The organism is Hyphococcus sp. D3-15, from assembly GCF_055809375.1.
In genome coordinates, this window is sequence record NZ_CM147910.1 from 3,251,000 (window position 1) to 3,267,418 (window position 16,419).

At 60.3% G+C, this 16,419-nt stretch carries 20 protein-coding genes and 2 tRNA genes; 9 read left to right on the top strand and 13 right to left on the bottom strand.

Features of this window, described 5'->3' with window-relative positions:
- Nucleotides 1–16 precede the first annotated feature (16 nt).
- Nucleotides 17–1,675 carry an amidohydrolase gene (locus AC0L8G_RS15925; RefSeq protein WP_473385151.1) on the top strand — a complete coding sequence of 553 codons (1,659 nt, stop codon included), beginning with the start codon at nucleotides 17–19 and terminating at the stop codon, nucleotides 1,673–1,675.
- Between the two features lie 54 nt (nucleotides 1,676–1,729).
- On the opposite strand, the gene AC0L8G_RS15930 is transcribed toward AC0L8G_RS15925, so the two are convergent.
- A tRNA-Tyr gene (locus AC0L8G_RS15930) sits at nucleotides 1,730–1,814 on the bottom strand.
- A 356-nt stretch (nucleotides 1,815–2,170) separates the two neighbouring features.
- Here AC0L8G_RS15930 and rlmB point away from each other — a divergent pair.
- The 6 genes from rlmB (at nucleotide 2,171) to AC0L8G_RS15960 (ending at nucleotide 6,804) form a co-directional block, all read left to right on the top strand.
- Nucleotides 2,171–2,845, top strand: a complete 675-nt coding sequence (rlmB, locus tag AC0L8G_RS15935) for a 23S rRNA (guanosine(2251)-2'-O)-methyltransferase RlmB (protein WP_473385152.1) — start codon at nucleotides 2,171–2,173, stop codon at nucleotides 2,843–2,845.
- Nucleotides 2,846–2,872: 27 nt separating this feature from the next.
- Nucleotides 2,873–3,496: a glutathione S-transferase family protein gene (locus tag AC0L8G_RS15940; RefSeq protein ID WP_473385153.1), complete on the top strand. Its 624-nt coding sequence runs from the start codon at nucleotides 2,873–2,875 to the stop codon at nucleotides 3,494–3,496.
- Entirely contained in the window at nucleotides 3,497–3,880 is a 384-nt protein-coding gene (locus AC0L8G_RS15945) for a GFA family protein (RefSeq protein WP_473385154.1), read from the top strand. It abuts the gene before it with no gap.
- Nucleotides 3,880–4,527: an HAD-IA family hydrolase gene (locus AC0L8G_RS15950; RefSeq protein ID WP_473385155.1), complete on the top strand. Its 648-nt coding sequence runs from the start codon at nucleotides 3,880–3,882 to the stop codon at nucleotides 4,525–4,527. The genes AC0L8G_RS15945 and AC0L8G_RS15950 overlap by 1 nt, the downstream gene beginning before the upstream one ends.
- A 112-nt stretch (nucleotides 4,528–4,639) precedes the next feature.
- Nucleotides 4,640–6,289 carry an acyl-CoA dehydrogenase family protein gene (locus tag AC0L8G_RS15955; protein ID WP_473385156.1) on the top strand — a complete coding sequence of 550 codons (1,650 nt, stop codon included), beginning with the start codon at nucleotides 4,640–4,642 and terminating at the stop codon, nucleotides 6,287–6,289.
- A 125-nt stretch (nucleotides 6,290–6,414) separates the two neighbouring features.
- Entirely contained in the window at nucleotides 6,415–6,804 is a 390-nt protein-coding gene (locus AC0L8G_RS15960; RefSeq protein WP_473385157.1) for a hypothetical protein, read from the top strand.
- A gap of 58 nt (nucleotides 6,805–6,862) precedes the next feature.
- Here the strand turns inward: AC0L8G_RS15960 and AC0L8G_RS15965 are convergent, their stop codons facing one another.
- The 8 genes from AC0L8G_RS15965 to AC0L8G_RS16000 form a co-directional block, all read right to left on the bottom strand.
- Nucleotides 6,863–7,333 carry a tetratricopeptide repeat protein gene (locus AC0L8G_RS15965; protein ID WP_473385158.1) on the bottom strand — a complete coding sequence of 157 codons (471 nt, stop codon included), beginning with the start codon at nucleotides 7,331–7,333 and terminating at the stop codon, nucleotides 6,863–6,865.
- A 171-nt stretch (nucleotides 7,334–7,504) separates the two neighbouring features.
- Nucleotides 7,505–7,581: transfer RNA gene (locus AC0L8G_RS15970), tRNA-Pro, on the bottom strand.
- A 164-nt stretch (nucleotides 7,582–7,745) separates the two neighbouring features.
- Nucleotides 7,746–8,252: a MerR family transcriptional regulator gene (locus AC0L8G_RS15975; RefSeq protein ID WP_473385159.1), complete on the bottom strand. Its 507-nt coding sequence runs from the start codon at nucleotides 8,250–8,252 to the stop codon at nucleotides 7,746–7,748.
- A 59-nt stretch (nucleotides 8,253–8,311) separates the two neighbouring features.
- Nucleotides 8,312–8,629 (bottom strand): integration host factor subunit alpha, encoded by a 318-nt coding sequence (locus tag AC0L8G_RS15980; protein ID WP_473385160.1) that lies wholly within the window; start codon nucleotides 8,627–8,629, stop codon nucleotides 8,312–8,314.
- A gap of 114 nt (nucleotides 8,630–8,743) precedes the next feature.
- On the bottom strand, nucleotides 8,744–9,715 hold the full coding sequence (locus AC0L8G_RS15985; protein ID WP_473385161.1) for a beta-ketoacyl-ACP synthase III: 972 nt from the start codon (nucleotides 9,713–9,715) through the stop codon (nucleotides 8,744–8,746).
- Nucleotides 9,712–10,791, bottom strand: coding sequence for a phosphate acyltransferase PlsX (plsX, locus tag AC0L8G_RS15990; RefSeq protein WP_473385162.1), 1,080 nt, complete (start codon nucleotides 10,789–10,791; stop codon nucleotides 9,712–9,714). The genes AC0L8G_RS15985 and plsX overlap by 4 nt, the downstream gene beginning before the upstream one ends.
- 130 nt (nucleotides 10,792–10,921) lie before the next feature.
- Nucleotides 10,922–11,446, bottom strand: a complete 525-nt coding sequence (locus AC0L8G_RS15995) for a YceD family protein (RefSeq protein WP_473385163.1) — start codon at nucleotides 11,444–11,446, stop codon at nucleotides 10,922–10,924.
- On the bottom strand, nucleotides 11,443–11,979 hold the full coding sequence (locus tag AC0L8G_RS16000) for a ubiquinol-cytochrome C chaperone family protein (protein ID WP_473385164.1): 537 nt from the start codon (nucleotides 11,977–11,979) through the stop codon (nucleotides 11,443–11,445). Before AC0L8G_RS16000 ends, AC0L8G_RS15995 begins: the two co-directional genes overlap by 4 nt.
- Between AC0L8G_RS16000 and AC0L8G_RS16005 the strand changes: the two genes are divergently transcribed.
- Nucleotides 11,972–12,181, top strand: a complete 210-nt coding sequence (locus AC0L8G_RS16005) for a hypothetical protein (protein ID WP_473385165.1) — start codon at nucleotides 11,972–11,974, stop codon at nucleotides 12,179–12,181. The two genes, AC0L8G_RS16000 and AC0L8G_RS16005, sit on opposite strands and share 8 nt — an antisense overlap.
- A 176-nt stretch (nucleotides 12,182–12,357) precedes the next feature.
- Nucleotides 12,358–12,654 carry a hypothetical protein gene (locus tag AC0L8G_RS16010; protein ID WP_473385166.1) on the top strand — a complete coding sequence of 99 codons (297 nt, stop codon included), beginning with the start codon at nucleotides 12,358–12,360 and terminating at the stop codon, nucleotides 12,652–12,654.
- Between the two features lie 21 nt (nucleotides 12,655–12,675).
- Here the strand turns inward: AC0L8G_RS16010 and thiL are convergent, their stop codons facing one another.
- From thiL to glyA, 4 genes are all read right to left on the bottom strand, one after another.
- Nucleotides 12,676–13,662, bottom strand: a complete 987-nt coding sequence (gene thiL, locus AC0L8G_RS16015) for a thiamine-phosphate kinase (protein WP_473385167.1) — start codon at nucleotides 13,660–13,662, stop codon at nucleotides 12,676–12,678.
- A 25-nt stretch (nucleotides 13,663–13,687) separates the two neighbouring features.
- Nucleotides 13,688–14,170, bottom strand: a complete 483-nt coding sequence (gene nusB / locus AC0L8G_RS16020; protein WP_473388894.1) for a transcription antitermination factor NusB — start codon at nucleotides 14,168–14,170, stop codon at nucleotides 13,688–13,690.
- 46 nt (nucleotides 14,171–14,216) lie between these two features.
- Nucleotides 14,217–14,678, bottom strand: coding sequence for a transcriptional regulator NrdR (gene nrdR, locus AC0L8G_RS16025; RefSeq protein WP_473385168.1), 462 nt, complete (start codon nucleotides 14,676–14,678; stop codon nucleotides 14,217–14,219).
- Between the two features lie 102 nt (nucleotides 14,679–14,780).
- Nucleotides 14,781–16,097, bottom strand: coding sequence for a serine hydroxymethyltransferase (glyA, locus tag AC0L8G_RS16030; RefSeq protein ID WP_473385169.1), 1,317 nt, complete (start codon nucleotides 16,095–16,097; stop codon nucleotides 14,781–14,783).
- Between the last annotated feature and the right edge of the window lie 322 nt (nucleotides 16,098–16,419).

Sequence of the window (16,419 nt, forward strand, 5' to 3'; positions counted from 1 at the left end):
CTGAAAGAGGACGCCAATGATGAAAATGAAACGCCGTTATTTCCTGGGCGCCGGCTTTTCCTTAATGCTGGTCCGGCCGGCGGCGGCCGACGCCCAACTCGATCTTGCACTTGTGGGCGGCGATTTCTGGACTGGCGACCCGAACGCACCCCGCACGGACGCTGTCGGAATCATCGGAGATCGCATCGTCGCCCTTGGGGGCGACGCCGTGCGCTCTGCGATAGCGAAGAAAACCCGCATCATTGACCTCGACGGCGCCTTCGCCATGCCCGCCTTTATCGACAATCACACGCATTTTCTGAAAGCGGCGATGGCGCTGGCGCAACCGGATTTGCTGAATGTCAAAAACCGCGCCGAGTTCGTTTCGCGCATCGGCGAAGCTGCGCGCGCCAATCCGGGACGCTGGATTACCGGACAAAGCTGGGACGAACAGCGGATGGGCGGCGAGTTGCCGTCGCGCCAATGGATCGACGGTGTGACGCCGGATACGCCCGTGGCCGTGCCGCGCACTGACTTGCATCTTTATCTGTTGAACTCACTCGCCTTGCGCCTCGCCGGGATCGACCGCAACACGCCCGATCCTGATGGCGGCGTCATTGACCGCGACAGCAAGGGCGAACCGACCGGGATTATCAGGGACAACGCCAAATCCCTGGTTGATCGCGTCATCCCCAAGCCGACGCCGGAGCATGAGGAATCCGCGCTTCGCGCCGCCATTGATCTTTGTCATTCAAATGGCGTCGCGCAGGTTCACGTCCCCGAAATTGACTGGCGCTGTCATGACGCGCTGCGGCGATCTTCGGTCGCGCGCGACAAGGGCTTGCGATTTTATTCCATGGTCCCGCTACAGGACTGGCGAAAGATGGCCGACAGCGTCGCCGAAGACGGCAAAGGCGACCTTTGGGTGCGCTGGGGCGGCGTCAAGGGCCTCGCCGACGGTTCGCTGGGCTCACGGACTGCTCTGTTCCACGATCCCTATACAGATGACCCGACAACTTCGGGCGTTCGCATTTTGCCGCTCGACGAACTCTCAGAGGCCGTTGCGAATGCTGACAAGGCGGGACTGCATGTCACCGTCCATGCGATTGGCGACCGCGCCAATGATGACGTGCTTGATATTTTCAAATCTGTCGCCGCGAGCAATGGACCGCGCGACCGGCGTTTCCGCATAGAACACGCCCAGCATGTTCGCCCTGCCGCCATCCCGCGCTTCGCCGAACAGGGGGTGATTGCCTCCGTTCAACCCTACCACGCCATTGACGACGGGCGCTGGGCGGTAAACCGGATTGGCGAGGACCGGCTGCATGGCACTTATGCATTCGGCGCGCTGATCCGCAGCGGCGCCCATGTCACCTTCGGGTCCGACTGGCCGGTCGCGCCGATGAACCCGTTACTGGGCGTGCAAGGCGCGGTCACCAGAGAGACAATCGACGGCGCCAACCCCAAAGGCTGGCTGCCCGAAGAAAAAGTGTCGGTTGAGCAGGCGCTTCATGCGTATACGGCGGAAAACGCCTATGCCGGTTTTCAAGAGAACACCACCGGACGCATCGCGCCAAACCTTCTCGCTGATCTTGTGGTTCTCGACAGAGACATCACCAGCATTGTGGCGGACGACATTCATGAAACGCGTGTCCTCAAAACAATTGTTGGCGGCGAAGAAAGATACGACGCCTGAGGAGACATACGGAAATTGAATGCCGGTCGGCGAAGAGACCAGAAGCTGAAAAAATGGTGGAGGGGGATGGATTCGAACCATCGTACGCTAAGCGGCCAGATTTACAGTCTGGTGGATTTAACCACTCTCCCACCCCTCCACAGGGTGCTGACCGGGCGGCCGGAAAGGCTTTCCGCTCAGCATGGCGACAACAGCAATCCGGGGCGAGCCCGGCCCGCCACTGTCGGGAGAACGGGGTCTATAGCCGCGCCGGTCGGGCTTCGCAACCATTCCGGCGGGTGGTCAGGGGCAATTTCCTGTTTCCCCAGCAATAAGAACCGGCTAGGCCGTCCCCATGAAGGAAAAACGGCCCAAAAACCAAAAAAATCCACCGCCCGCCAAAAAGGACGGTCCCTCCAAGGCCCAGCGAAATTCCGCCCGGCCGAAACAGGGTAAATCGCACCCCCCGCGGCGGATGGGCTCTGGCTTTATGGCCGCCATGCGGTCGCCGCCGCATTGGCCAACCCCGCCCGCAAGGTGAAGCGCGTTCTCGCCACCAAAAACGCCGCTGATTGGCTGGCCGAGCATGGCGCAAATGCGGCCAGCCTCGCCCGCCTTGAAGATGCAAGGCCTGAAGACCTCGATCATCTGCTCCGCGAGGGCGCGGTGCATCAGGGCGTCGCCGCGCTGGTCGACGACCTTCCCCGCGCGCAATTGGAAGATGTTTGCGCCCCGGCGGAAAACAATCGCCCGGTTCTGGTTCTCGATCAGATCACCGATCCGCAAAATATCGGCGCGTTGTTCCGCTCCGCCGCCGCATTTGGCGCCTGCGCCGTCATCGTGCAGGACCGCAGAACGCCGCCGTTATCGGGCGCGCTCGCCAAGGCCGCCGCCGGCGCGGTGGAAACCATTCCCTGCGTGCAGGTCGTGAACATCGCCCGCGCGCTCAATGCGCTTCAAGAACTCGGCTATCACTGCGCCGGGCTCGCCGGAGAAGCGGAGGCGGAAATCTCCGCCCTTCCCGATGCGCCGCTTGCGCTGGTGATGGGGGCCGAAGGCGGCGGGCTGCGCCGGCTCGTCGCCGAGACTTGCGACCGGCTCTACCGCATTCCGATCGCGCCAGGCATGGAAAGTCTCAACGTATCGAACGCCGCTGCGATTTCTTTGTACGAAGCGCGCCGGGGGCGTTAAACTGCCGCTGGAATTTGGGAGAGAATAATGGCGAAACCTGTTTTCTATTACTGCCCGCGCACCCGCGCCGACACAGTTATGTGGTTGAATGAAGAGCTTGGCGGCGTTTGCGACATCAAGCTCGTCAATCTGAAGGCCGGGGAGCACAAAAGCCCGGACTTCCTGAAGATCAATCCCATGGGCAAAGTGCCAGCGCTTGTTCATGACGGCGTAAACGTGACCGAAAGCGCCGCGATCTGCGCCTATCTCGCCGATGCGTTTGCGGATAAAGGATTTGCGCCGGCGCTGAGCGATCCCAAACGCGGCGCCTATTATCGCTGGATGTTCTATGCGCCTTCCTGCATCGAACCGATGATGCTCGACAAGCTTGGCGGCGTGAAACGCGAAAACCCCATGTCCGCCGGTTACGGCACGGAAGAAGACGTTCTGAAATCCATTGATGTCGCCCTCTCCTCCGGCCCATACATTCTCGGAGACAAGCTGAGCGCCGCCGATATCGTCATGGGGTCGCTGTTGAACTTTGCGATCATGTTCGGCGCCGTCGAAAAGAAGGGGAAGATCGCCGACTATGTTGACCGCATGACGGCGCGCCCTGCCTTTGCGAAGACGCAGGAGACCAGCGCCAAACACGCCGCCGATCTCGGCATCTGAATGAGCGCGGCAATTCATCAGGGTGGTTGCCAATGCGGCGCCCACAGATTTGAAGCGACCGGCGCGCCGAAATTCATCGCTATTTGTCATTGCGCGGCATGCCGCAAGGCAACGGGCGCTGCGTTTTCTACATGGATTGGCTTTGAAGACGGCAAGGTCACATGGACGACGCGCGCGCCAGACTTTTACGCCAGTTCAAAAGGCGTCAAGCGCGGGTTCTGCGGCGCCTGCGGCACGCCCCTCACCTATGCCAGCGACAAATGGAAAGGCGAAACGCATTTCCTGATCGGCGTTATGGACCGTCCCGAAGACTACGTGCCAACAGGCGAAGTTTTCGCTGATAAGGCGCTAAGCTGGTCCCAGCATATCGAAAGTGTTCGCTAGTGGGCTTTGAAGCCGTCATCTTTGACTTTGGCGGGGTCTTCACCACCTCGCCGGTGCAGAATTTTGCTGCCTTTGAGAGCGAGCATAATCTGCCCGAGCGATTTATCGGCAATGTCATCAAAACCAATCATCACACAAACGCCTGGGCGCAATTCGAACGGGCAGAGATGACATTGGAAGACTTCGATGACGCTTTCGCCGTGGAGAGCAAGGCGGCGGGGTTTGAAATTCGCGGCAAAACCCTGGTGAAGCTTCTCAAGCTGCATTTCAATCACAACATGATCGACGCGCTGACGCGGGTGAAAGCTGCCGGCTACAAGACCGGCTGCATCACCAATAATCTTCCGAAGCTCGATTCAAAAGGCATGCTGGCGCCGGAAGAAAGCCGCGCCCTGGCGACCCGCATAAACGCCGATTTCGATCACATCATTGAATCATCCAAGGCGGGCGTCAGAAAGCCGGAGCCCCGGATCTATGAAATGATGTGCGACGCGCTCGCCGTTGCCCCGGCCGGCTGCATTTTCCTCGATGATCTCGGCATCAACCTCAAGCCCGCCCGCGCCATGGGCATGACCACGATTAAAGTGCCGTTCGCCGATGTGAGCCCGGCGATCGCAGAATTATTCGCCCTGCTCGAACTGGCCTAGCCCCGCCCATCGCCCGCACAAAGTACGCCGCGATGGAATTGCGCTCCATCTGCATAAGCTGTTTTGGCGGCGACGCGTGTTGCGATAGAATGCGCCTCCTGAGGAGACGTCCATGACCTATTTGCGCCCCCGATCCGAACTTGAAACCCATGACGTCACAAACCAGCCCCCGCCTTTCGAAGGGGTGAATTTGTTTGACGGCGATCTCGCCTTGCGCGCGACAGTTGAGCGACGCGGCGGCGCGACGCTTCTGAAGAAATTATCCGCCTACGGTGCATCTCTTGGTTCCGCCGAGACCCAGGAGAATGCGCGTCTCGCACACGCCAATCCGCCCAAGCTTGTCAGCTTTGACCGCTATGGCCACCGCCTTGACGAAGTGGAGTTTCACCCGGCCTATCATGCGCTGATGGATCTCGGCCTTTCTTCGGGATATGCGTCCATCGCCTGGACCGCAAAGGAAGGCGGTCATGTGGCCCATGCCGCAATGGTCTATATGCAGGCGGGCGCGGAACCCGGCGTCGGCTGCCCCATGACGATGACCTATGCGGCAGCTCCAGCGCTTCGTCATGCGCCGGACATCGCCAAAGAATGGATCCCGCGCATCACCGCCAGCGCCTATGACCCGCGCTTCATGCCTGCGAGCGACAAGAAAGCCGCGACCATCGGCATGGCGATGACTGAAAAACAGGGCGGGTCGGATATACGCGCGAATACGACGACAGCGACGCCCATCGGCGATGGCGCATATGAACTGGTCGGGCATAAATGGTTCTGCTCGGCGCCGATGTGCGATGCGTTCTTAACGCTGGCGCGCACAGATGCGGGCGTCACCTGTTTCCTCGTGCCGCGCTGGCGCCCGGATGGCGGCCGCAACGCCTTTCACATCATGCGCTTGAAGGACAAGCTGGGCGATCGCTCGAATGCGTCTTCGGAGATTGAGTATCACGGCGCCTGGGCGCAACGCGTCGGCGAAGAAGGCCGCGGCGTGCGCACTATCATCGACATGGTTCAGCATACGCGGCTTGATTGCATCGCCGGATCTGCGGGCGGCATGCGCGCCGCCTTGGCGCAAGCGCTCTGGCACACAGCGCACCGTTCGGCCTTTCAAAAGAAGTTAATTGATCAGCCTGCGATGGCGATGGTGCTGGCGGACCTTGCGTTGGAAACAGAAGCCGCATCGGCGCTTGCCTTTCGTATAGCACAGAGCTTCGACAAGGCAGGCGATGAGAAAGAAGCCGCCTTCATGCGCCTGGCGACGCCGATTGCGAAATACTGGGTGTGCAAACGCCAGCCCGGCGCCGTCTATGAGGCGCTGGAATGTCATGGCGGCGCAGGCTTCGTTGAGGAAGGGCCGATGCCGCGCCTGTTCCGCCAGTCGCCGCTGAACGCCATCTGGGAGGGGTCGGGCAATGTCATCGCGCTCGACATTCTGCGCGCGCTGGCGCGCGAGCCGGACAGCCTTGAAGCGGTGCGCGGCGAACTGCTCACCGCCCGCGGCGCCAACCCCCATCTCGATGCGCATCTTGCTGCACTGGATCGCTGGTTTAAACCGGGCGCGCTGAACGAAGCCACGGCGCGCGCTTTCGCCGAAGAGATGGCGCTCGCCCTTTCCGCCATGGCCTTGTCCCAGTCGGCGCCGGATTATGTGTTTGACGGTTTCTGCAATACCCGCCTCGATCGCAGCGAGCGCAATCTGGCCTATGGCGCGGTGACCGCCGGGATAGATGTGGATGCGATCATCAATCGCGCAAGGCCCGCATAAATTTGCGAGCCAAAATCCGGCGCTAAAAGGTTAAACGCAATCCGACATATTCCCTTAAATAACCTCTAAGGGCCGGCTTTTAATTTGGCCGGACGAATGTGACACGAGCGGGGGCTGCGGGCGCCATGGCGCATCGAGTCGAGATTTCATCTTACGCGGCGATTCCGGCGATCCTTGCGCTGGCGGGGATCGCTTTTGTCATGAAACCTGAAGAATTGCGCCGCGATCCGCTGCTGGAGATGCAGGGGATGATCGGGCTCGCCGGAAAATATGAAGTGATGTATGCGCGCTGCGCGAATGGAAGCGATAGCGCCCAAATGGACGCCGCGAGCGTCGCCAAAGGTTTCGCCGGCGGCTTCAGCCACCAGTTTCCGGCCCGCAATGACGAAGACGCCGCGCGATTTGTCCTGCAGGTTCGCCCGCAATGCGACGTTGCGAGCCTGTATCGCCTTGACCGTCGCTTGTCGGATCAAGCGCGAAACCATCGCTACCGGCGCACGCGGATTGAGATTTAATACCGCCGCGTCAATGCGCGGGTGAACGCCGAATGCAGGCGCGGACGCCTGGCGTCGCCTAGTCCCGCAACGCCGCCCCGTTCAGATGTTCGCAATGCCCATCGTCGCCAATGCCGCAAACCATATTGTTGTAGCGGGCGGCCTCAGCCCGGCTCTTCGCAACGCCCTTGCCGGATTCATACATCCTGCCGAGACTGCGACAGCCATCTTTCAATCCCAAGTCGCAAGCGCGACGGAAATAATAGGCGGCTTTCTTGTCATTCCGCCGCACGCCATCGCCCATCACCGGCTGGCCCCACATGTCCAGCCGCGTCTCATAGGTCTGTGCGAGTTCTAAACACGCCTCGCCATGACCCTTCTGGCACTGCATGCGGAATTCATAGAGCTGTTCTTGCCGGGTCGGCGGCTTTTCCTTAGCCGGCGCCTCCGCCGCGAATGCAGGCATCGCAAACAATGCAAAGCCGGTGATTGCGCCAAGCCGGAACATGCCAGCGTGGTCACAATGTTTCCCACGATAACCGATGAACATTCGAAGTCCCTGATTGGATTAACGTCAGACAGTCAGCACCCCATCTGAATCACACAGAATTCCATCCGAAATCTTAATCGAGATCGGCGCTTCCAATCTATTCTTGGTAATTTTTGCGTAAACCGCGCGCATGCGCACAAGGCGCGCAAATCAATCCGTGTTTGGAGAAAATGGTCGGAGCGGCGGGATTCGAACCCACGACCCCTTGACCCCCAGTCAAGTGCGCTACCAGGCTGCGCTACGCTCCGACCCATGCGGCGAATGAGAGTTCATCCGGCGCGAGCGCGTCTTATAGGCACGATGCGTGGGAGTGGAAACCGATTTTTCGCAGAAATCGTGCGCATGGCGGATTTTCGCGCCTCCGGGGTTGGCGCCAGGACCGGCATGGCGAAACCTCATGAGGCGCGACCGCTCAGTCGCGCTCAGCCTCGATGGCCTCGAGCGCCAGCGCGGCCTGATCCAGTGCGTCCTGCACGGTTTCGAGCCTGACCAGCAGCGCCTTCAACGCCCGGCGCATTTCCGGCGGCAAAGGCGCGGCTTTGAACGCCTCGGCCTCGCCGAGTTCCAGCGTTTCTGTCTGGTTTGGCGCGCTTTCATCATCTTCGAGGACCGGGCGTATATCCACCGGCTCGCCCGCCGCCGCGCGGCGCCCGATCTCGGAGACATATTTAATGCCTTCGTCCTTGAAGATCTTCTGAACGCCCTTGGTGGTGTAGCGCTGTTCATAAAGCAGAACGCGAATGCCGCGCAGGAGATCTATGTCGAGCGGGCGATAATAGCGCCGCCCGCCTGCCCGGCGCATCGGGCGAACCTGACCAAACACTTCTTCCCAATGACGCAATACATGTTGCGGCACGTCCAGTTCCTGGGCGGCTTCGGAGATTGTTCGGAAGGCATCGGCGGATTTCGCCACTGACATAACTCAAGCCCGGGTTCAGCCCCAGATTCAGCTCTGGTTCAAAGTCTGGCGCAATTGCGCTATTCGGCGGCGTCAGCCTGCCGGTGAGTATTGTTGATCTGATCTTTCAGCACATGCGACGCGCGGAAGGTGATCACCCTTCGCGGCTCGATCGGCACTTCTTCGCCGGTTTTCGGATTGCGGCCCATGCGCAGTTTCTTGTCGCGCACGGAGAAGGTCCCGAAGGAGGAAATCTTCACCGTCTCGCCCTGCTCCAGGGTTTGCGCCACTTCGTCGAGAATGCGCTCAACGAATGCCGATGACTCATTTCGCGAAATGCCAAGCGACCGATAAACCGCATCGGTCAGGTCAGCCCTCGTGATGGTTTTTCCCGTCATGATAGTCCTGCCCGCTTGTCCCACAGAGCGGCGAGGTTAACGGCTCGAGGGCGCATTGGTCAATAAGTCTTTGATATATATTGCCTGTTTTTCAGACAGGCGGATTTGAGCGTCCTAAATCCGCATCAGGGCCGCACCCCAGGTGAGACCGCCGCCCATCGCCTCAAAGAGCACCAGATCATCCTTCTTGATCCGCCCGTCAGCCACCCCGGCGCAAAAGGCCAGCGGGATCGACGCGGCGGAGGTATTGCCCTGACGGGCGATGGTCGAGACCACCTGATCGGGGCGCAAATCGAGCTTTTTGACCACGCCCTGGATGATCTGTTCATTCGCCTGATGCGGCACGAACCAGTCAATTTCGGTGACCGCGATCTTTGCTTCAGAGCAGACCTGCACCATCGCATCGGAAATCCGGGTGACCGCCTCGCGGAACACCTTGTTTCCCTGCATCCGGACATGGCCGGTAGTGCGGGTGGATGACACGCCGCCATCCACATAGAGCAAATCGACCATGCGCCCGTCGCAGCGCAGATAGCTGGCCATCATGCCGCGATCGCCGGCTTCGTCCGCAGGCTGAGCTTCCAGCACAAAGGCGCCCGCGCCGTCGCCAAACAACACGCAGGTCGTGCGGTCTTCCCAGTCGAGAATGCGCGAGAATGTTTCCGCACCGATCACCAGCGCGCGTTTGTGCTGGCCGCTGAGAAGGAATTTCTCCGCTGTCGACAGCGCGTAGATAAAGCCCGTGCACACCGCCTGAACATCGAAGGCCGCGCCCTCCCCGGCGCCGATCTTCGCCTGCACGATGGCGGCGGTCGACGGAAAGGTCAGATCCGGCGTTGTCGTCGCAACGATGATAAGGTCGATATCCGCAGCAGACAGCCCGGCGTCTTTCAACGCCGCTTCCGCCGCGCGCGCCGCGAGGTCTGATGTCAGCTCGCCTTCCGATGCGATGTGTCGCTCAGTAATGCCCGTGCGCGCACGGATCCATTCGTCGCTCGTGTCCACGCGCTTTGCCAGATCATCATTCGTGAGAATTTGCTCGGGCAAAAAAGCGCCGCATCCACGCAGCACTGCTTTAAAACTCATACCGCCGCCGCTTTTATCGTATTTTCACTCGCCGATGCTTCGGCGATACGTTGACGCCGGTTCATCACGCTTTTCACTGTAGACGCTACATCGTCGCGGAACGGACGTCCCGCAAGGCTCGCCGCCATATTGACTGCGCTGGCGACGCCGCGCGCATCCGCCCCGCCATGACTTTTCACGACCACACCGTTTACGCCGAGGAAAACCCCGCCATTATTCGAGGACGGGTCGATCCGGTCTTTCAGTTTGCGCAACCCCGGCGCCATCAACAGCGCGCCAATCTTGGCGTTTAGCGTGCCGGTGAGCGTCTCTCTCATCCAGCCGCCAAGCAGCCGCGCCGCGCCTTCAGCCGATTTCAGCGCCACATTGCCGGTGAAGCCGTCAGTGACGACAACATCCACAGTGCCCTTGGAAATGTCATTGCCTTCGACAAAGCCTTTGAAGGCCATATCCGGGTCAGCCTCGCGCAACACCCGCGCGGCCGCACGGATCAGCTCATGGCCCTTCAAATCTTCAGCGCCGACATTCAGCAGGCCGACGGTCGGCCGCTCGACATTCATCAGCGCACGGAAAAAAGCTTCGCCCATGATCGCGAATTGCACGAGTTGATTTTCATCGGCTTCCACATTGGCGCCGACATCGAGCACCACGGAACGCCCGCGCGGCGTCGGCCACAACGCCGTCACTGCCGGACGGTCAATGCCGTCAATCATGCCGAGCTGCTTGCGCGCCACCGCCATGAGCGCGCCGGTATTGCCGCCGGACACCACCGCCTGCACCTTGCCTTCGCTGAGCGCTGTTATCGCCGCCCACATGGAGGTATCGCGACCGCGCCGCAGCACATGCATCGGCTTGTCGGTCATCGCGACAACGCTATCGGCATGATGGATTTGCGCGCCGGCGATTTCGCGGCGCGCGGCGATCATCGGTTCAAGCTGCGCCTTGTCGCCAAAGAACACGACCGGCACTTTAAGGCCGCGCTTCACCGCATAAGCGACGCCGTCGACGACCGCTTGCGGGCCTGCGTCGCCGCCCATCGCGTCAACCGCGAGCGTTAGTTCACGCGCTTCGCTCATCGCCGTACTAACCTGCCATTCTTGGTGCGGCGCAGAATATGAGCGCCCGCCGCCGCTGGCAACGCGCCCCTTGTGCGCCCCTGGGAAGCGCCGAAACAGCCCTTATAACCCCTTCGCCGCCGCCGTAAACCTATTGATTATCATCGTCTTTTCCCAAAGCCTGTTTAAGCCCGGCAAAGGGCGAAACTTTTTCGGGAGGGGCGTAGGCGTCCGCAAGGCTGGCCGCGCCTTCCTTTCGCGGGAATGGGTCCATAGCCAGCGATAATTGCTGGACAAGCACTTCGCCGAGATCAAGCGTATCGCCCTCATGGATTTCCGGCGCATCCCAGTTCTCTTCTTCGTCGCCATCCGAAGCGGTGCGCAGCAAATCCAGATCAAAGCTTTCCGAAATGCTTTCCGGCGTCGGCTCGAGGCTCGCGACACATTCGCGCGTCATCTCGGCCTTGATGGTCCCTTCAATGCGAATAGTCGATTTCGTGACAAAGACCTGCAACTCGCCGGAGAGCGCTTCTATCGACAGCGCGCCTAGCCTTTCTGCAACCTTGCGCCGCTCTTCTTCGCTGGCGGACAAGCGAAAGGTTTTGCCCGGCTTTCCGACGTCGCCCAGATCAATCTCGTGACTGAATTCCGGCGTGATTTGTTCGTCGTCAGTCATGAAGTCTGTTCCGTTGCGGCAAACACCACAATTCCATTTGCGATGCGTGATGCAGGCTGGCGGCCGAGCGAATCATCGGCGCGGCGCACATAGGCCGCGAGCGCGTCTGCATTCTCGCTGGCCTCGACGCCGTAAATATTGCGGGCAAGCGCGGAGGCCAGCGCGCCTTCTTCCGCGTCTTCCTGAAGCGCGGCCTGGTAAGCCTCTACGCGGCCATAATAATTTTCCGCCAGCTTGCGCACTTTCTTGCCGACCTGAAGATCGCCGACTCCAAGCTCGCGCAGGCTGTCATCCATATTCTGAAACATCGCATCAATGAGGCTCTGGCTCGCCTGTTTGGCGGCCTCGTCGCCCTTGAGGCGGCGCATGATGAGATAGACATGCAGCGCCACCTGTTCGAACCGGCCTTCAACCGTGTCCGGCGCGCCGAATTTCTGATACAGCACAGGATTACGGGCTTGCTCCACCGCCGCCGCATAGAGCGCCCGGCCAGCCTCATGGGCGGGATCTTTCCTGAATAACGCCTTGAACATCTGGCTTTTCCTCTTCGGCGCGGGCGAAAACCGCCTGCTTGCCCATATCAGGGACGACATCTTGGATTTGCGGCGAGTTGAAATCACTGGTATCGAAGGCCAGTTATTCCTCACAAGGCCCGGGATCAAGTCCCCGGGCGTCGCAGGTTTGGTCGCGCCGCCCGCGGGACGCCCCGCCCGGCAGGCCGATCCGGCAGAGTAAAGAGAACCCGATGACCAGATTTGTCCTGCTTGCGTTGTGCTTTTTCTCACTACAGGCCTGCGTTTCCGTCCGCACCTCCCATGGCTATGTCCTTGAAGCGGACCAGTCAGCGCTGGAGGCCAAAGTAGGCTTCGACACCAAGGATCTCGATCCTCGCGAAATATGGCGAGCCGTCGATGATCGGCACATTCGACCGCAACGCCTGGTACTATCTTTACTCCACCGACCAGACCCGCGCCTTCTTCAAGCCCAAGACATCAACGCGCAATGTCATCGCCATCAATTTCGATCCCGCCAGCGGCGAAGTGAGCAAGTTCGACACCTACTCCCTGGAAGACGGCGAAGACATTCGCCTCGTCCAGCGTGAAACGCCGACACGCGGCAAGGAGCTGAATTTCTGGGAGCAATTGCTGGGCAATGTGGGCGCGCTGCCTGCCTCGCTGGGCGAAGAAGGCCCGGTCCCCGGTCAGTAAGGCTCGGCGCGAGACCGAAGGTCAGCGCTTTGTGAAGTGGTCGAAGCCGCTATGCGGTACGGCAATCGGCGCGCCGCCTTCGGCGAGAAACAACACACCGTCGCCTCTCGTCAGCGTGCCGATACGCGAAACTTCGGTGCGCGAGGCTTTGGCGGCGACCGTCACAGAGCGGCGCATGGCCGGCGGCGCAGCAAACAGAATTTCATAATCATCACCAAACCCGGTCAGCGCCGCGAGCGCTTTCCAGCGGTTTTCCTGCGCCGCGACCCATGACGCCGCGCCGGCGGAGCGCGGCACCGCCACAGCTTCGATTTCCGCCCGCAAGCCGGATGCGCGCGCCAGATGCCCGGCGTCAGCGATCAGTCCGTCGGATACGTCAATCGCAGCGGTCGCCAGCCCCGCCAACGCCGCCCCCAATGACAGCCGCGGCTCTGGAAGGTGATAACGGCTCGCCAGCGATGCTTTGTCGACGGTCGTGAACTTGAACTCTTTCCTAAGCGCCGCGAGGCCAAGCCCCGCATCGCCGATCGTGCCCGACACATATAGATCATCGCCAAGCGATGCGCCCGAACGCGGGGTCATGCCCTGGCGCGGCGGCGCGCCGAAAAATGTCGCCGACAACGTCAGCGGCGCGCTCTTCGCGCCATGCACCGTTGTGTCGCCGCCATATAGCGAAATTCGGAATTGCTGCTGGTCTTCGGCGAGGCCGCGCGCAAACAACTCTATATCTGCGCGCTTTACATTTTGCGGCCAGACACAGCCGAGAAAATACCCCGCCGGCTTGGCGCCCTTCGCCGCAAGGTCAGACAAATTCGCGCGGATGAGCTTGCGCGCAACAAGATCTAGCGGATCTTTCGGGAGGAAATGCACCCCCGCCACCATCAGGTCTTTGGTGACCACAAATTGCTGAGATTCAAGCAGCGCAGCATCATCGGTGAGACCAAAGGCGCCCGGCGCCGACGCCGTCAGCGGCGCAAAAATCTCGTGGATGATGTCAAATTCGCTCATGCGCCCCTAGCGCCAACCCTGATTGCTATAGCTGCAATTCATCGCTGCGCGCTTCCTTCGCCGCCGCATCCAGCACCGCATTGATAAAGCCCGGCTCGTCGCCTTCGAAAAAGGCGCGCGCCACATCCACATATTCGTTGATGACGACTTTGTAGGGCACATCGGGCCGGCGGATCATCTCGTACAAACCGGCGCGCAAGATCGCCCGCACCGTCGCGTCGAGTCGCGCCAGGCGCCAGCCTTCCGCAAGCTGGCGTTGCAGATACGGATCCAGCTTGCCCTGCGTCTCCACAGCGCCGCGCAGAATGTCGGCGAAAAACGCCGCATCCGCCGCATGAAGCGTTTCACCTTCGATCTCACCGCCAAGGCGGAAGTCCTTGAATTCACGGATAATCGACTCAACGCCCTGACGCCCCGTCTCCATTTGATAGAGCGCTTGCACGGCGGCGAGCCGGGCGGCGGAGCGCGGCGGCGCGCCTTCGGTTTTTTTATTGTCTTTTGCGGTCATACTCATTGCGCCCAAGGGCCTTGTCCAAACTCAATATCAGCAAGGGCTATTCGCCCTCACCCTCTTCCATGCCGCCAAGAAATTCACCGAAGTCTTTTGCTTCTCTGAAATTTTTATAGACCGACGCATAGCGCACATAAGCGACATCATCGAGCTTGGCGAGGCCTTCCATCACCATCTCGCCGATCAATTTGGTTTCGATCTCGGATTCGCCGGTGGCCTCGAGGCGGCGGACGATGCCGGAAACCATCTGCTCCATCCGCTCCGGCTCGAAATCGCGCTTTCTCAGCGCCACCAGGATCGAACGCATCAGCTTGTCGCGGTCGAAGGGCGCACGCTTGCCGGTGCTCTTGATCACCACCAGCTCACGCAATTGCACCCGCTCGAAGGTCGTGAAGCGGCCGCCGCAGGCAGAGCATTCCCGCCGTCGGCGAACCGACGCGCCGTCCTCTGCGGGACGGGAATCTTTAACCTGGGTATCATCGCTGCCGCAAAACGGACATCGCATGGGCTTGCCTCCGGCTGGTCAGAGCATTTTCAAGCGAAGTGGATGCCGGTTCGCGTTAAGAAAATGCGATAAAAAACCTACAGAAGGCCGGTTCTACGCGAGTCAGCCGTAAATGGGAAACTGCGCCGTCAGAGCCTTGACCCTGGCCATGACAGACGCTTCCACCGCCGGATCCGCCTCACCCTTCGCCGCCAGCGCGTCGAGGACATCGGCCATCATCGCGCCCACTTCCTGGAACTCGGCGACGCCAAAGCCGCGAGTGGTCCCGGCTGGCGAGCCGATTCGAATGCCTGAAGTGATGGTGAATTTTTCAGGATCGTAAGGGACGCCGTTCTTGTTGCAGGTGATGCCGGCGCGCTCGAGGCTATGCTCGGCTTCATTGCCTTTAACGCCCTTGGGCCGCAGATCGATCAGCGCCAGATGCGTGTCCGTGCCGCCTGAGACCACCGCATAGCCCGCATCGACCAGCGATCCCGCAAGCGCCTGGGCGTTGTCGATGACCGCTTGCGCATAGGTCTTGAATTCAGGACGCAGCGCCTCTCCGAACGCCACCGCCTTGGCGGCGATGATGTGCATCAAAGGACCGCCCTGAATGCCCGGAAACAATGCGGAGCGGATTTTTTTCGCCAAAGCCGGGTCATTGGTCAGCACCATCCCGCCACGTGGGCCGCGCAGCGTCTTGTGGGTGGTCGTGGTCACAACATGGGCGTGCTCCAGCGGATTGGGATAAACCCCGCCCGCGACAAGCCCGGCGAAATGCGCCATGTCGACCATCAAGAAAGCGCCAACGCTGTCTGCGATCTCGCGGAACCGCTTGAAGTCGATGATGCGGGAATAAGCGCTGCCGCCGGCGATGATGATCTTCGGCTTGTGTTGCTTCGCAAGGCTTTCCAGTTGGTCAAAGTCGATGCGGTGATCGTCTTTGGTGACGCTGTAGGACACCGCATTGAACCATTTGCCGGACTGGTTGGCCGCGCCGCCATGGGTAAGGTGACCGCCAGCGGCGAGATCCATGCCGATGAAAGTGTCGCCCGGCTTCATCAAGCCCATGAAAACACATTGATTTGCCTGGCTGCCGGAATGCGGCTGAACGATCGCCTCTTCGCAGTTAAACAGCTTTTTCGCCCGCGCGATGGCGATTTCTTCGACCTCGTCCACCTGCTCACAACCGCCATAATAGCGCTTGCCGGGATATCCTTCGGCGTATTTGTTGGTCAGCACCGACCCGGCCGCCTCGAGAACCGCCTTTGAAACAATGTTTTCCGACGCGATCAGCTCGATCTGATGCTGCTGGCGGGCGAGTTCGCCCTTCACCCAATGAAAGACTTCGTCATCGCGGCTGGAGAGCGATTCGGTGAAAAATCCTTCCGGAAGCTTGTAAGAACTGGCGACGTCACTGGCTAATTTACTTGCGCTCATCCCGGCGGCTCCTGGCGGCATTCGACCCCGGAAATGAGGCCCCACTAACAGCGGCGACATATAGAGGCGGCCGCCCCCGCCAGCAATGGCGCCGCCAAACATCCAGGCCCAAAAGCGCCCTACCCAATCGCCGCACCCATTAGCCGACTTAAACGCATGCTTAGCCGGAATGATATCATGCCAAAAACGAATGACAAATACAGCTTCACTTAAAGTGGAAGAAATCGGCTTTATACAACGCTGATTTAACAGTCATCATAAATGAGCAGCTTGCTATCAGCAGAAAGACCCGTTACCGCCCTTGCGGGGTGAAAACTGTGCG